The following is a 16,524-nucleotide window of genomic DNA, read 5'->3' as shown; positions in this document are numbered from 1 at the left end:
TTAAATAGAAGTAGTCATAGGATAATAAAACAAAAATTACATCATACCACCCATGCCGCCCATACCACCCATACCAGCAGCACTACCAGCACCGCCACTTAAATCAGGAGTATTGCTTTTTGGCATATCAGTAACCATGCATTCAGTGGTAATCATTAAACCAGCAACAGATGCCGCATATTGTAGTGCAGAACGAGTTACTTTTGTTGGATCTAATATACCGAAATCGATCATATTGCCATACTCTTCAGTTTGTGCATTATAACCGTAGTTACCATCACCAGCTTTTACATTATTTGTAACTACAGATGGCTCTTCACCAGCATTAGCAACTATTTGGCGCAATGGTGCTTCCATTGCACGTAATGCAACTTTAATTCCAACGTTTTGGTCTTCATTTTGACCGGTCAAGTCAACTAATTGAACTGCAACACGAACTAAAGCTACACCACCTCCAGAAACAACACCTTCTTCAACTGCTGCACGAGTTGCATGCAGTGCGTCTTCAACGCGAGCTTTTTTCTCTTTCATTTCTACTTCAGTTGCTGCACCAACTTTTAACACAGCAACTCCACCTGCTAATTTTGCTACTCTTTCTTGTAATTTTTCTTTATCATAATCGGATGTAGCTTCTTCAATTTGTTGACGTATTTGAGCTACGCGTCCTTGAATTTCTTTTTCTTTTCCCATACCATCAATAATAGTTGTGGTATCTTTATTAATAACAACACGTTTAGCTTGTCCAAGATCTTCTAAAACAGTCTTTTCAAGTTCTAAGCCAATTTCTTCTGATATAACTGTTCCACCAGTTAAAATAGCAATATCTTGTAACATTGCTTTGCGACGATCACCAAAACCAGGAGCTTTAACTGCAGCTACTTTAACAATGCCACGCATAGTATTGACCACTAAAGTAGCTAGTGCTTCACCTTCTACATCTTCTGCAATAATTAATAATGATTTACCAGATTTTGCAACAGCCTCTAATATAGGTAACATCTCACGAATATTAGAAATTTTTTTATCTGCTAACAAAATAAATGGATTTTCTAGTTCAACAGCTCCAGTTTCCGCTTTATTTATAAAATAAGGAGATAAATATCCGCGATCAAATTGCATACCTTCAACTACATCTAATTCATCTTGTAATCCATTGCCTTCTTCTACAGTAATTACACCTTCCTTACCAACTTTTTCCATTGCTTGAGCTATTAAGGTACCAACACTTTCATCGGAGTTAGCAGATATAGTACCAACTTGTGCTATTGCTTTAGGATCTGAGCAAGGAACAGAAAGTTCTTTCAATTTCTCCACTGCTGCAATTACTGCTCTATCAATACCCCTTTTTAAATCCATAGGATTCATGCCTGCTGCTACAGCTTTTAAGCCTTCATTTACAATAGATTGAGCTAGAACAGTAGCAGTGGTAGTACCATCTCCAGCTGCATCATTTGCTTTAGACGCTACTTCTTTTACCATTTGAGCGCCCATATTTTCAAATTTATCTTCTAATTCAATCTCGCGAGCAACAGAAACTCCGTCTTTAGTAATAGCTGGAGCGCCAAAAGATTTATCTAAAATTACATTACGACCTTTTGGACCTAAAGTTACTTTTACTGCATCTGCCAGTACATTTACGCCACGCAACATTTTTACACGTGCGTCATTACTGAATTTTACGTCTTTAGCTGCCATTTCAAATATTCCTTAAACTTCGTTATATTCAGTGAACTATGCATAAAATTTTAAAATTTAACTTTTAATAAGTTTCTACTATTGCTAAAATATCACTTTCATTTATGATTAATACTTCTTCTTCATTAATTTTTTCAGTTTTAGCACCGTAACTTTCATTGAATATTACTAAATCACCAACTTTTACGTCCAAAGGTTTTACTTGACCACTCTCAAGAATACGACCTTTACCAACAGCTATTACTTTACCACGAGTGGATTTAGATGCCGCTGAACCAGTTAACATAATACCACCGGCCGATTTAGCTTCAACTTCCTCACGCTTGACGATAACACGATCGTGCAATGGACGAATTTTCATTTGATAGTTCTCCTTCAAGTAAGAAATCTAATCGTTTTATTTTGTTTGGTGAATACCGACCAAATGGTTTACAGCCTTGCTGGTGAAATAAATAGGGACATGTGTTAATGCTTTCAAGGGGAGCAACAATAAAATTTTTATGAAAATATAATAACTAGTTAGTTTCATGTAATTATAGTCTATATTTCAATATTTATGTAAATTATACAATATATTATAAATTATATCTAATTAATATAAATCAATTATTTTTAAAGTCATCACAATGATCAATATATTTATTGTTTTTCCTTTCAAATTCCCCATCTATGGTGCATTTGTTATTATTAAATTTAATCCAAATAATTAAGTGTTTCATAATTCTTAAAATTATGTAATTTTGTATTGGCGGTATTAATAATAGTAAACCACATAAGTCGGTAAAAAACCCTGGTAATAATAACAAAAAACCACTAATTATCAAAGAAATAATTTTAATTATTTCCAATGTTGGCATTTCATTATATATTAATTTTTCTTTAATTAATATGAAATTTTTTATACTTTGATTTTTAACTATTAATACACCAATACTAGAAGTAAATAATACCAATAAAATGGTAAGTGGAATACCAAATAGGTTAGATACATGAATAAATAAGAAAATTTCTATCCATGATAGTATAAAAAACATGATTAATAATAGCCAACCCACTAAATTCTCCTAAGATTCATATTTTTATATTTTATAAAATATTTGCAACAAAATATAAAAATATTTATCGTCTATAAATATTAAAAATATAATGAATAAATTTTAATTTATCGATATTATAAAATAGATTGTATCTTTCTACAATTAACCGTAACAAAAAATCCACTTACTGATCAATATCATTATTAATATACTTTAAATTATAATATTAGGTAAAAATTATATTGATTAAATTATAATATTAGGTAAAAATTATATTGATTAATAATATAAATAGTACTTACATTAATGATAATAGTTTATCAGTTTTAATATGTATAGTTATTGGAAATATTTAATAATAAAAGTTTTTGATGATTTAATAATAGTTAAAGTTAATATGATATATGGAAAAATGGAATGGACATTATCATTATTATTTGTACTGTACCAGAACAAGATTATAAAGATATTGCTAAAAAATTATTACAATCTAAATTAACACCCTGTGTTAACATAGTTCCAGGAATAATATCATATTATACTTGGGAAAATAAAATTAAAATGGATAAAGAAGTTCAGTTTTTTATTAAATCTGATAAAATACATCAACAACTATTAGTAAATTTAATAAAGAATATTCATCCTTATGAAATTCCAGAAATAATAATATTACCAACTATTTATGTAAATAAAGAATATCATAACTGGTTAAAATCATCTTTTATATAAAATTAATTTAAATTAGAGATTTAAATCTTAATAGTTGAAATGTATATTTTAATAAAAAATATAAAAATAGAAGTTGACTAATCTAAATCTTTAAGGTCTAATATAATATCTGATGATGAATTAGTGATATGTTGCCCAGATAGCTCAGTAGGTAGAGCAGGGGACTGAAAATCCCTGTGTCGGTGGTTCAATTCCGCCTCTGGGCACAAAAAATCTTATTTAATTTAGGTTAGGTAAGCTCAAACACCGAATTACATAATACTACATACTACTTTATTAGTATACATTATAAATGTTATGTTAAATAAATTTATAATATCAAATAGCAATCGGAATCGAGCTTTACCGATTAGAGCAAAATTTTGTATATTATTAATAACTCTTTAAATAATTAGAAAACCATTGATACACCTAAATATGGAGTTTTAGTTAAATATTCAGTTGATCTATAAGATTTAGAAGGAGAATTGTTATTTAATCTTATGTATCTGTAACCCAGTTCTAAACTTAAAACAGAAATAGGTGTATAACTTATACCACTATTAATTTCTTGATAAGAATTACGTATTGTTTTCAGAGCACAACATTCCTTCGCATAATTATACTGACCATAAATACTCCAATGTGAATTAAACTTATAACGTGCTTTAGCACCTAATCCTAAAGACATTGTAGTTTCTGCCAATGATTCTTCATATTTATTAAAAATAGTTTTAATCGATGGAGATATTTGAAATGAATTTATATTTATATTATAGCCAACCCCAATATCAAAGACATTACTTTTAATATTATTATATAAGAAACGACCATTGAAGAATGATCCAGTATTTTTAGTACTAGATCCGATGGATAACATAGTACCATATCTACCTAAAAAAATACTACCTTCGGCTGCATGTACTATTTGTGTGAGACTACTTAATAAAATCAAACTCAGTGTACTTCCAGTAATAAACCTCTTTAACATAATTTTATTCCTCGAAATAACAATTGACTTATTGATGAAATTAATCTCATTAGAGTAAAGACATAAAATTATAAATATAACTACAAAAAATAATCATTAATAATATAATATTATAATTTTTCATAGATGATCAAATTTAAAAAGTAATATCACTTGTCAATTGTCAGATATTATGTAGATTATTTTATTTGTTAATGTTATGTAATACTCTGTTGACATTGTAACATAAATAATTGATTTATTCATAAAATAAAAAAATTATTTTTATTTTATGAATAACATCATTGTTGATATCATTTATTATATTTATACATAATTATTTTATAAAGTTAAAATAGATATTATGTTTAAAACAACACATGTACTATCTTCTATATAATACACAACCCATGTATTTATAAATCTACTGTATGGTTATAAATTATTTGAAAATCACATCATTATCTTTTTTAAAAAGGAATATCATCATCAAAATTTATTACTGGTTCATTTATTTTAGGTTCTGATTGAGTTTTTTGTAAACAAGAATCGTTATCCATATTATTATTAATTTGTTGAGATGGATTCCAACTAGTATTATTTTGATTACTCACTGAAATATTAGAAGTATTATTCTGTTGACGACTACCCAACATTTGCATAGTTCCTCCCATGTTTACAACCACTTCTGTAGTATATCTTTCTTGACCACTTTGATCTTGCCATTTTCTAGTACGTAATTGACCTTCTACATATATCTGTGAGCCTTTACGCAAATATTCACTAGCTACTTCTGCTAGCTTTCCAAAAATCACTACTCTATGCCATTCAGTTATCTCTTTATTTTCACCTGTATTTTTATCTCGCCAACTTTCTGAAGTAGCTAGTGTAATATTGGTTACAGCATTACCATTAGGCATATAGCGTACTTCCGGATCTTGCCCTAAATTACCTATTAAAATTACTTTATTAATGCCTCTAGCCATATTTTTTCTCTTATTTTTTTTAACATCAATCATTATAGATAATAATTAGTATATTTATTTAAATGAATCTAAATTTGATATTTTAATATAAAAAAATTAAATATCAAGAAAAGACTGTGATAAAAATAATTTAAATTATAAAAAATAACTCTTATTATTAATTATAAGAATTATTGTGTTTACTAAAATATTTAAATGATTATTTTATATTAAAATTTTTAATTTATAATTAATTATCAAATTAATCATGAAACATATTGGTTGTTTAATATATAATTAATTTAAGCTATATTAACAAGTAATATAGCTTAAATTTATAGAAATTATAGTAAAACATAATTTATTATATAATAATTTATATTTTACTACATATAAATTTAAAAACTAAAAATCAAACAATATATAATATTACTACAGTGATGATTTGTAAGTTGTATGTTTATGGAATAAAATAATCAACATTAGTTTTATTTTATTATAGCAAAATAAAATATAACATAATAATCAATTTATTATTTAATAAGTTGCTGTATTAATGTAATTATTATTTACAATAAATAATTAATTCTCGTAATAATTACCTACATAATTATCGAAACGTGACCACTTACCATTAAATGTTAAGTATATAGTACCAACAGGACCATTACGTTGTTTACCTACAATTATTTCTGCTACTCCTTTTAAGTCACTGTTATCATTATATATTTCATCACGATAAATAAACATTATCAAATCAGCATCTTGCTCTATTGAACCAGATTCACGTAAATCAGAGTTCATTGGACGTTTATTAGAACGTTGTTCTAAAGAACGGTTAAGTTGTGAAAGAGCAATAATTGGAACATTAAGTTCTTTAGCAAGTGATTTTAATGATCTAGAAATTTCAGCTATTTCTAAGTTACGATTATCTGAAAAAGATGGTATACGCATTAGTTGCAGATAATCTACCATTATTATATTTAATCCATCATTTTCTCGGTAAATACGTCTTGCTCTTGCTCTAATTTCATTAGGTGTTAAACTTGATGAGTCATCTATGTAAATATTTTTCTTTTTCAGTAATATATTTATTGTACTAGAAATTCTACTCCAATCTTCATTATCAAGTTGTCCGGTTCTAATACGAGTTTGGTCAACACGAGATAAAGATGCTAACATACGTAATATTATTTGTTCGCTAGGCATTTCTAAGCTAAAAATTAGTATAGGTTTGTCATGCAACATTGCAACATTTTCACATATATTCATGGCAAAAGTGGTTTTACCCATGGAAGGTCGTGCTGCAATAATTATAAGGTCAGAAGGTTGTAATCCAGCTGTTTTTTTATTTAAGTCTTGATATCCTGTATTTATACCAGTAATACCATCTTGAGGTTTTTGAATTAATGATTCAATACGTGAAATCGTATTTTCAAGAATTTCACTTATATTTTTAGGACCATGATTTTGATTACATCTATTTTCTGAAATTTTAAAAACATTAGATTCTGCATAATCTAGTAGTTCTTCACTACTTCTTCCCTGAGGATTATATCCAACATTAGCAATTTTATTAGCTACTGATATGATTTCTCGTAATATTGCACGTTCACGAACAATATCTGCATAAGCATTAATATTTGCAACACTTGGCGTATTTTTAGATAATTCAGCTAAATATGCAAAACCTCCTACTATTTCTAGTTTGCCGTTACTTTCTAATGATTCAGATAAAGTAATTAAATCAATTGGTTTTTTATTTTCTAATAAAAACTGCATTTCTAAAAAAATAATTTTATGAGCAAAATTAAAAAAATCGTTAGCCATAATATAATCAATGATACTAAACCAACATTCATTATCTAGCATTAATCCGCCTAAAATAGATTGTTCAGCTTCTATAGAATGTGGAGGAACTTTTATATCTTCTAATTGATAATCTTTCTTTTTTTTGTTATTAGTATTTTTTTTTCCTAACATAACTAAGTATATTACCTACTGTTTTTGAGAAGAAATTCAGAAATTTTACTTGATTCAGTATTAATGCTTTGCCTTATAATTGAATTAATTTCAGGAATATAAAAAATAATAAAATGATTTTTAATAAGCATTTAAAAATTTTTATTATAATGAATGGATTTTAATTAAAAAATAAAATATTGGTAATTCAATAAGATATTGTAAATAGTTATAATAAATATTGAAACAAAGCATAAATATTACATTAACAAAAAATACTTACATGAATTATTTTAATTATTAAATTTTAACATTTTTAATGCATTTTCAATTACCCAAATACCTGCATTAGATTTATGGATATTATCGCTAATATAACGACGCCACTGATTAGAACCAGGAACACCTCTAAATAAACTCAACATATGTCGTATTATTCTATTAATTCTAATATGTTTTTTTATTTCCTTTTCAATATAAGGATACATACTTTTTACTAATGATACAGAATCAATTTTTTTTTTAAACCAAAGATATTATTGTCAACTTCAGATAAAATAAAAGGATTTTTATAAACCCCACGTCCTAACATTACACCATCAAGATATTGTAAGTGTATTTGCGCCTCTTCTAATGTCTCTATACCACCATTAATTATTACTAAAAAAGAAGGAAAATCTTTTTTAAGATGATATACATGAGAATAATTAAGAGGAGGAATTGTAAGATTTTTACGAGTATTATACATGGAAAGTAATGCTTTTCTTGCATGGAAAATAAAAATTTTACAACCACTATACTGTGATACAGTACCTATAAAATCCCTTAAAAAATTATAATGATCTTGTTCATTTATCCCTATACGAGTTTTCACTGTTACTGGAATATTTACAACATCATGAATGGCCTTGATATTATCGGCAACTAGATGTGCATTATTCATCAAACTTACACCAAAATAACCTTTTTGCGCTCGATATGATGGACAACCAATATTAAGATTAATTTCATTATAACCATAATTTTCTGCTAATTTAGAACAATAAGCTAATTGGGTTGAATTATTTCCACTTAATTGCAGTGCAACCAAATTTTCTTTATCATCATTATATTCTATGTTAAAATTATACTTGCTGTTTATGATTTCATTTGTATTGATCATTTCTGTATATAAAATCGCGCAACTACTCAACTGTCGGTGAAAATAGCGGCAATGCCGATCAGTCCAACCAAGCATTGGTGCTACAGCAAAACGCCTATAGTAATTATTCATTATTAAAGAATAAGTTTGTGATCTAACATAATTGTTTACCGTATTTAAATTTTATTTTTTAAACAAAAACTCATCCGACGGCACTTCCTTGTGCCTAAATTTAAAATTTGTTTTATATTTTAATAATGATTGCACCAATGACAATCTTTATTATGACTTTCCCAAGCTCTTACTTCTTTTTCTGCTTGATCTCTAGCATAACCATAACGTTCTTGGATTTTACCTATCAATTGCTCTCTTTTGCCTTCCATGCATTGAAAGTCATCATCTGTTAATTTACCCCATTTCTCTTTCATTTTTCCCTTGAATTGTTTCCAATTACCGTCAATTTTATCTTTATTCATTTTAAACCTCCACATCAACCTTAGGTTTAACATAATACCTTATTATATAATAATTATAAATTTAATTATTAGTTGTGTGTTATTTAATATTAATTGTAGTAGATAATTGTACACAATACTGAGTATTATCTATATTATTTTTTTAAAAGATTAATCAATTATTTAAAATAATCATGTTTGCTTCATTCTAGAATAGAAATTTAAGTATCAATAAATTATTTAAAGTAATTATAATGATATAACCTAAACATAGAATTTATTTTAATAATTTAAATAATACTAAAATTTTTTATTTAAACTGTTTAAAATATTATTGAAATATAATTAACTTTATATATATTATTAAAATTTAGGAGATGTCTTGTTTAAATTTAACTGGTATAAAATTTATTTAAATTTAGTTGATATAATAGTATCTATAGCAATAAGAAGTAAAATAGTTACTATAGATGATATTTGCAATAAGAATATCAATAAAAAAACACCTCTTATATATATCCTGCCTGATAAATCAATGCTTAATTTATTAATTTTGCGAAAACAATGTATTAAATATAAACTACCTGACCCTTTATCTATTATAGAAATAAATGGCATGACCTTACCATGTCATCTTTTTATTAATGATAACAGATATTTGCACTCATATTTAATTCCGTATTGGAAATTAATCAAATCAATTAAAATACTAAGACGTTATATTAGATTAGTAAATAAACATGAGATAAAAATATTACTTATATCAGTAGTGATTAGCAGGTCACCTAATTTTAATAGCAATATCGATGTTAAACAAAAGAAAAAATCGAAAGTAATAAATATCTTAAAGAAGATGTTTATAATTATATGGCATGGTAGAAATGTTTTAATTTATTCTTCATCAATGATTTCTCTGAACAAAATATTACTAAAAAATAACTCAGACAGAAATATTATTAAAAAACTCGTGAGAATAGCACATATTTATTTTATAAGACAGAAAATTAATACAATAGGACCTAATATTATTAAATATAAAGATTTATTACTAGTTTTTTTAAAATCTAAAACACTTAAAAAAATAATAAAACAAGAAGCAAAACAAAAACATATTACTTATAAAATATCTAAAAATAATGCTATAAAAATTATCAACGAAATTGCTTCAAATATTTCTTATGAAGCTATCTACTTGACTGATTATTTAATGAAACAGTTTTGGAACATATTTTATGAAAAAATTAATATTAACGGATACGAAAAAATATACAAATTAGTTTCAAACGGTCATAAAATTGTTTATATACCATGTCACCGTAGTCATATAGATTATTTATTGATTTCTTATGTGTTATACAATAAGGGATTTTCAATACCTTATATAGCTGCAGGTCAGAATCTTAATTTTTGGCCTATAGGTGGCATACTACGTAGTTTAGGAGCTTTTTTTATTAGGAGAAAATTCAAAAACAATAAGCTTTACTGTATCATTTTTCGTAAATATTTAGATAAATTATTTAATTATGGATGTTCAATAGAATATTTTATAGAAGGACAAAGATCTCGTACTGGATTTTTACTTAAACCTAGAACTGGTCTATTGACAATGACTTTGCAATCAATTATAAAAAATAACGGTAGAAATTTAGTTACTTTAGTTCCTATATACATAGGTTATGACAATATATTAGAAATAAATTATTATAGCAATGAATTAAGTGGAAAAACAAAAAAAGATAAAATAATACAAAAACTACGTAATTTATTTACATTATGTAGATTAAGAAATCTTGGTCATATTTATGTTAATTTTGGAGAACCTTTAACCTTAAATAGTTATTTAAATAAATATGTTCCTGAATGGTATAAATCAAGAAATAATATTAATAAATCTCGTCCAATATGGTTAACACCATTAGTAAATAATCTTGCTATTAAACTTATGACACGTATTAATGAAGCTAGTGTAGCTGGTGCAGTAAATTTATGTGTTACAGCTATTATTTCTTCTACCACATATTCTTTGACTCAAAAAGAACTTACTGATCAATTGAATTTCTATATAGAATTATTAAATAAAGTGCCTTATTCTTCTGGAATTACAATTCCTATGAATACTAATGAAATAATTGCTTATATTATAAAATGTAATAAATTCAAAATTAAAAAAAAAGATAATACTGAAATTATATTCACATTGCAAGATGAAGTAAAAACAATTCTTTACTACCGTAATAATATTCAACATATGTTGATAATGCCCTCGTTAATTGCAACTATTATTATAAACTTTGAAGAAATCAATATACATGAACTTATCAATTATGTTAAAAATTTATATCCTATAGTGAAAAGAGATTTGTTTTTATGTTGGGAATGCAGTGAAATTCCATCATTAATAACAAAAATTTGCAATCAACTAGAATATCAGAAATTAATTTCTTCCAAAAAAGAAAAATTATTTTTACAACATGATAGGTCAGATATTTTGAGATTATTATCCTATAATGCTAGAGAAATGTTGCAACGTTATATCATAATATTTCATATTCTTAAAATTAATCAAATCGTAAATAATAAATTAATAGAGACAGAAAGTATTATATTATCTCAAAGTTTTTTATCAAATAAAAATATTTACATACCAGAATTTTTTGATCAATGTTTTTTTAGATCTATATTATCAACTTTACGTAATCAAAAATATATATATATAAATGGTAATGTAAATAAAGAAAAAACCTTATCTACATATAATGTCTTGTACAAAATATTAAATAATAAAACTAAAGTTTAAATTTTTATATTTAATAGGAAAGAATAATACTTAAGATAATATAGTAATTTATTATTTTTATATTATATGATATAAAAATAATTTTAATTGAATTATTAAATGAGTTTAATTTAACGTAATTAAAAAATAATTTTTTTATTCAAAGAAATTTTTGTGCAGAATACGTATAATATTTTCTGCATCAATACTTTGTACTAAAAAACTAATATTGTGATCACTAGCACCATAACAAATCATATTTAAGTTAAATGGCTCTAATGTTGCAAATAACATTTTAGTAATGCCATTAACTTTTGTTAAATTATTTCCAATGACAGCAATCAGAGATAAATTTTCTCTTATTGTAACGTTACAAAATGTTTCAAGTTTAACTAATAAACTATTATTAATAGGTTCATTTATGCTTGTATCACTATTATTAATAATTAATGATATATTAGATTTGTCACTTATTATAATATCTACTGGTAGATTGTAATTAGATAGTATATTAAAAACATTTGCTAAAAATTTTGTTTTATTATATTTTAAATCGTTAAAAGTTAATAAAGTTTGTTTTTTAAGTAAAGATAATGCCCGAAGTAATGGTATAATTTTGGTTTTATTGGAGATATATGTTCCACCTGCTTCTGGTTTTTGACTAGAGCTGACGAAAACTGGAATATCGCTTCGTACTGCAGGTAATAGAGTAGAAGGATGGAGTATTTTGGCACCAAAACTTGCCATTTCTGCAGCTTCCTTAAATGTTATTTCATCTATTCTTTTAGCTGTGGGCACTAACCTAGGATCAGTTGTATAAATACCAGGTACGTCAGTCCAAATTTCTATACATTTAGCTTTTAATGCTTCACCTAATAACGCAGCTGTATAATCACTTCCTCCACGACCTAAAGTAGTAGTACGTCCTTGATCTTCTCTACCAATAAATCCTTGTGTAACTATAATTTTTTTTAACAATAGTGGTTCTAGATACTTTTTAACTTTTTCGGATATAATATTAATATTGGGTTTAGCGCAACCAAAATTATTATTTGTTTTCATTACATTGCGTACGTCAAACCAATCAACATTTGCTCTTTTTTGACGTAATATTTCAACGAAAATCATAGATGACATTAATTCACCGTAACTAACAATTTCATCTTTTAATTCTACAGAACTAACTTTAGAAGCATTTTCAGCTAATATTGCAATATTCGCTATCATATGATCGATTGATTTATGCAATTTATTTTGCTTATCAAAATGATTAAGTATTGAATTTTGAATATCACTAATTTTACCAATTAAAGAAGATCTGTAAATTTTATTAGTATTTACTACAGAAAGAGCTATAAGTATATTAGTTATAGTAGCCGAAGCAGAGAGGACAATTAAACGAATATTAGAATTGTTAACTATTAAATCAGCACTACGGTTCATTGCATTAAAATTTGCAACACTAGTGCCTCCAAATTTAGCTACTATCAATTTTTTAACCATTATTAGAACCCCTTAAAATAATATATATTATAAATATATTTTTTAATTAAAAAATTTTATGTTGAATTAGTTATGGTTATAAATACTATCGTTTTAAAAATTTATAGATGAATTAAAAACCAATCTTTTAATAAATTTACCAAATAAATGAAAATATTTTTAAATGAAAATCATAAAAATTTTTTCTAATTTAGATAAAAATAATATAAATTCATATCAAATAAATATTGATAATTTTCAATCTATTAAATAATTTATAAGTTAGTGTTTATTTAATTAATCACAAAATATATTTTTAAATCATGTTAATATTAATGTTTGTGATTTAAAATAGAATAAAAAATTATACAAAAAAAACAAGAGCTTTTTATGGAAAAAATCAATCCAATTCATACTATATCTTGGAAGAAATTACAAAAACATTTTAAACAAATGAAATCATCACAAATTGTAAACTTATTTGCTGAAGATCCTTATAGATTTCATAAATTTTCTGCTATTTTCAATGATCAAATTTTGGTAGATTTTTCAAAAAATATTCTCACTGAAGAAACAGTAAAAATATTACAATCATTAGCAAGAGAAACTAATCTTAAAAAAAATATTGATTTAATGTTTTCTGGAAAAAAAATTAATTTTACTGAAAACAGAGCAGTACTACATACTGCTCTAAGAAATTGTAGTAATAAACCTATAATATTAAATGAACAAGATATAATGCCTAAAATAAATAAAGTATTAAACAAAATGAAAAATTTTTCAGAAAAAATTATTAATGGCGATTGGTTAGGTTATACTGGCAAACCAATAAAAGATATAGTAAATATTGGTATAGGTGGTTCACATCTTGGTCCTTTAATGGTAACTGAGGCACTCAGTCCTTATAAAAATCATCTTAATATACATTTTGTTTCTAATATTGATAGTGCACACTTAACTAATACACTAAAAAATTTAAACTCAGAAACAACATTATTCTTAGTAGCATCTAAAACATTTAATACTCAGGAAACATTAACTAATGCTTATAGCGCACGTAAGTGGTTTCTAGAAAAAACAAAAGATAAACATAACATGTCAAAACACTTTATTGCAATGTCTAATAATATAAAGGAAGTACAAAAATTTGGTATAAAAATTGATAATATTTTTGAATTGTGGGATTGGGTAGGAGGACGGTATTCTTTATGGTCATCAATTGGATTATCAATTGTTCTCTCTATAGGATTTGATAATTTTAAACAACTTCTTAGTGGTGCATACGAAATGGATAAACATTTCTCTGAAACACCATTAGAAAAAAATATACCAGTAATACTCGCATTAATTAGTATTTGGTATAACAATTTTTTTGGTTCAGAAACTGAGGCAGTTTTACCTTACAGTCGTAATCTGCATTGCTTTGCTACATATTTACAACAATTAAGTATGGAATCTAATGGTAAACAAGTAGATAGAGAAGGAAATCGTGTTAATTATCAAACAGGTACTATAATTTGGGGAGAGTGTGGAACTGATGGGCAACATTCGTTTTATCAGTTATTACATCAAGGTACCAAATTAATTCCATGTGATTTCATTGCTCCAGTAATACATCATAACTCATTAGATGATCATCACTTAAAGCTTTTATCACATTTTTTTGCACAAACAAAAGCATTGGCTTTTGGTACATCTTGTGATCAAATAGATCAAGAAAATATATTAAACATAAAAAATAAAATTAAAAAAAATATAACATCATTTGAATTATTTGAAGGTAATCGCCCTACTAATTCTATACTAATACGAAAAATTAATCCTTTTAATCTTGGATCTTTAATTGCGCTTTATGAACATAAAATTTTTACTCAAGGATCTATATTAAATATTTTTAGTTTTGATCAATGGGGAGTGGAATTAGGAAAAAAATTAGCAAATAAAATCTTAATAGAACTAAAAATTAAAAATCAAACGAAAAAATATGATGATTCTACTAATTCATTAATTAATTACTATAAAAAATGGCAATAATTAAAACTAATAATATTTTTCTTTTTAGCATTTATTTAATAATTATATAAAATAACAAATTTAGTAATAATCTATTATAAATATAATGATTACAAATTAATATAAATAATTATTACATAGATTTCATATATAATAAGTTAAATGGTGTTATTTGATATACATAATAATTTAACCAATTAAAAAACAATAAATATCCGTGGCTGCACCAAGAAATACTGGGTATCAAGGTAGGATCATCATTTGGAAAATAGTTATAAGGAACTATAGGAGATAATCCTAATTTACAATCTCTTTGGTATTCATTTGACAACGTAAGTAAATCATATTCAGGATGACCAGTAACGAAAACTAAACGTTTATCCATACTAGACATAATATATGCATCAGAAGAAAAATCTAATGTAGCATGTAATTCTAAATCAGTATAATTTTTTATTAACTGAACGGAAAAATCTGCATAACGTGAGTGAGGGACAAGAAAATTATTGTCAAAACCACGTGTTAGTAAAGAAGATTTTAAAATTTTGTGAGTAAAAACACCAAATAGTTTACTGTTTCTGACTCTTTTAGGAATTCCGTATATGATATTCAGTGCAGCTTGTGCTGCCCAACATATAAAAAGTGTTGAAGTAACATGGTCTTTCGCCCAGAAAAATATTTTTTTAATTTGAGACCAATATGACACATCTCTAAAATCTATTAGACCTAAAGGTGCACCAGTAACTATTAAACCATCAAACGTATTATTATAAATGTGTTCTAAATCACAATAAAAATTATTAAGATGATCACTAGGTGTATTGCGAGACTTATGACTATTAATACGTAATAATTGAATATCGATTTGTAATGGATAATTAGAAAGTATACGTAACAATTGATTTTCAGTTTCAATTTTTTTAGGCATTAAATTAAGTATTAACAACTTTAACGGACGAATTTCTTGAATATTAGTGTTATGAGATGAAGTAAGTACAAAAATATTTTCATTTCGCAATAATTTTACTGCTGGTAAACGATCTGCAACTTTAACTGGCATAAAATATTTCTTAGTAATTAGATTTAAAAAATAATAGAAACAATAATCAATCAGTACAAGATTAAATTAATGATCCCATTAAAAAACAATATGAATAAATGAATAAGTTTTAGTTAAATGGCGGAACGGACGGGACTCGAACCCGCGACCCCCTGCGTGACAGGCAGGTATTCTAACCAACTGAACTACCGCTCCAATTTAAATTTAAAAAAATATTACAAGAAAATTCTATTCAATTTACTAGATAATAACAATTGTAT

Annotated in this window: 12 protein-coding genes, 2 tRNA genes and 1 pseudogene; 4 read left to right on the top strand and 11 right to left on the bottom strand. The window is 25.7% G+C overall.

The window, feature by feature from the left end:
- Positions 1-36: 36 nt before the first annotated feature.
- The 3 genes from groL to FD726_RS01535 form a co-directional block, all read right to left on the bottom strand.
- Complete coding sequence (gene groL / locus FD726_RS01545; RefSeq protein ID WP_159989837.1) at positions 37-1,695, bottom strand: chaperonin GroEL; 1,659 nt, start codon at positions 1,693-1,695, stop codon at positions 37-39.
- Positions 1,696-1,759: 64 nt separating this feature from the next.
- Complete coding sequence (locus tag FD726_RS01540) at positions 1,760-2,056, bottom strand: co-chaperone GroES (protein ID WP_159989836.1); 297 nt, start codon at positions 2,054-2,056, stop codon at positions 1,760-1,762.
- Between the two features lie 241 nt (positions 2,057-2,297).
- Positions 2,298-2,750: an FxsA family protein gene (locus FD726_RS01535; protein ID WP_204162670.1), complete on the bottom strand. Its 453-nt coding sequence runs from the start codon at positions 2,748-2,750 to the stop codon at positions 2,298-2,300.
- Positions 2,751-3,149: 399 nt separating this feature from the next.
- Between FD726_RS01535 and cutA the strand changes: the two genes are divergently transcribed.
- Together cutA and FD726_RS01525 are read left to right on the top strand one after the other, a co-directional pair.
- Positions 3,150-3,461 carry a divalent-cation tolerance protein CutA gene (gene cutA, locus FD726_RS01530; protein WP_159989835.1) on the top strand — a complete coding sequence of 104 codons (312 nt, stop codon included), beginning with the start codon at positions 3,150-3,152 and terminating at the stop codon, positions 3,459-3,461.
- Positions 3,462-3,594: 133 nt separating this feature from the next.
- A tRNA-Phe gene (locus FD726_RS01525) sits at positions 3,595-3,667 on the top strand.
- A gap of 185 nt (positions 3,668-3,852) precedes the next feature.
- On the opposite strand, the gene FD726_RS01520 is transcribed toward FD726_RS01525, so the two are convergent.
- From FD726_RS01520 to FD726_RS01500, 5 genes and pseudogenes are all read right to left on the bottom strand, one after another.
- Complete coding sequence (locus tag FD726_RS01520) at positions 3,853-4,431, bottom strand: YfaZ family outer membrane protein (protein WP_159989834.1); 579 nt, start codon at positions 4,429-4,431, stop codon at positions 3,853-3,855.
- Between the two features lie 449 nt (positions 4,432-4,880).
- Complete coding sequence (locus FD726_RS01515) at positions 4,881-5,396, bottom strand: single-stranded DNA-binding protein (protein WP_159989833.1); 516 nt, start codon at positions 5,394-5,396, stop codon at positions 4,881-4,883.
- 561 nt (positions 5,397-5,957) lie between these two features.
- Positions 5,958-7,358, bottom strand: coding sequence for a replicative DNA helicase (gene dnaB, locus FD726_RS01510; protein ID WP_159989832.1), 1,401 nt, complete (start codon positions 7,356-7,358; stop codon positions 5,958-5,960).
- Between the two features lie 272 nt (positions 7,359-7,630).
- Positions 7,631-8,610, bottom strand: a pseudogene (gene dusA / locus FD726_RS01505) (tRNA dihydrouridine(20/20a) synthase DusA).
- 119 nt (positions 8,611-8,729) lie between these two features.
- Positions 8,730-8,954, bottom strand: coding sequence for a CsbD family protein (locus tag FD726_RS01500; RefSeq protein WP_159989831.1), 225 nt, complete (start codon positions 8,952-8,954; stop codon positions 8,730-8,732).
- Positions 8,955-9,315: 361 nt separating this feature from the next.
- Here FD726_RS01500 and plsB point away from each other — a divergent pair, with 361 nt between their 5' ends.
- On the top strand, positions 9,316-11,730 hold the full coding sequence (gene plsB, locus FD726_RS01495; protein WP_159989830.1) for a glycerol-3-phosphate 1-O-acyltransferase PlsB: 2,415 nt from the start codon (positions 9,316-9,318) through the stop codon (positions 11,728-11,730).
- 135 nt (positions 11,731-11,865) lie between these two features.
- On the opposite strand, the gene lysC is transcribed toward plsB, so the two are convergent.
- Complete coding sequence (gene lysC / locus FD726_RS01490; protein ID WP_159989829.1) at positions 11,866-13,212, bottom strand: lysine-sensitive aspartokinase 3; 1,347 nt, start codon at positions 13,210-13,212, stop codon at positions 11,866-11,868.
- Between the two features lie 369 nt (positions 13,213-13,581).
- Between lysC and pgi the strand changes: the two genes are divergently transcribed.
- The gene (gene pgi, locus FD726_RS01485) at positions 13,582-15,225 is read left to right on the top strand and encodes a glucose-6-phosphate isomerase (RefSeq protein WP_159989828.1); all 1,644 of its coding nucleotides are present in this window, start codon (positions 13,582-13,584) and stop codon (positions 15,223-15,225) included.
- 112 nt (positions 15,226-15,337) lie between these two features.
- Here the strand turns inward: pgi and FD726_RS01480 are convergent, their stop codons facing one another.
- On the bottom strand, positions 15,338-16,264 hold the full coding sequence (locus FD726_RS01480) for a homoserine O-succinyltransferase (RefSeq protein ID WP_159989827.1): 927 nt from the start codon (positions 16,262-16,264) through the stop codon (positions 15,338-15,340).
- Between the two features lie 118 nt (positions 16,265-16,382).
- Positions 16,383-16,459: transfer RNA gene (locus tag FD726_RS01475), tRNA-Asp, on the bottom strand.
- Between the last annotated feature and the right edge of the window lie 65 nt (positions 16,460-16,524).

The organism is Pantoea sp. SoEX (genome assembly GCF_009829945.1).
Taxonomy (GTDB): Bacteria; Pseudomonadota; Gammaproteobacteria; order Enterobacterales; family Enterobacteriaceae; genus Pantoea_C.
This window is presented reverse-complemented; position numbering and strand designations above follow the sequence as displayed.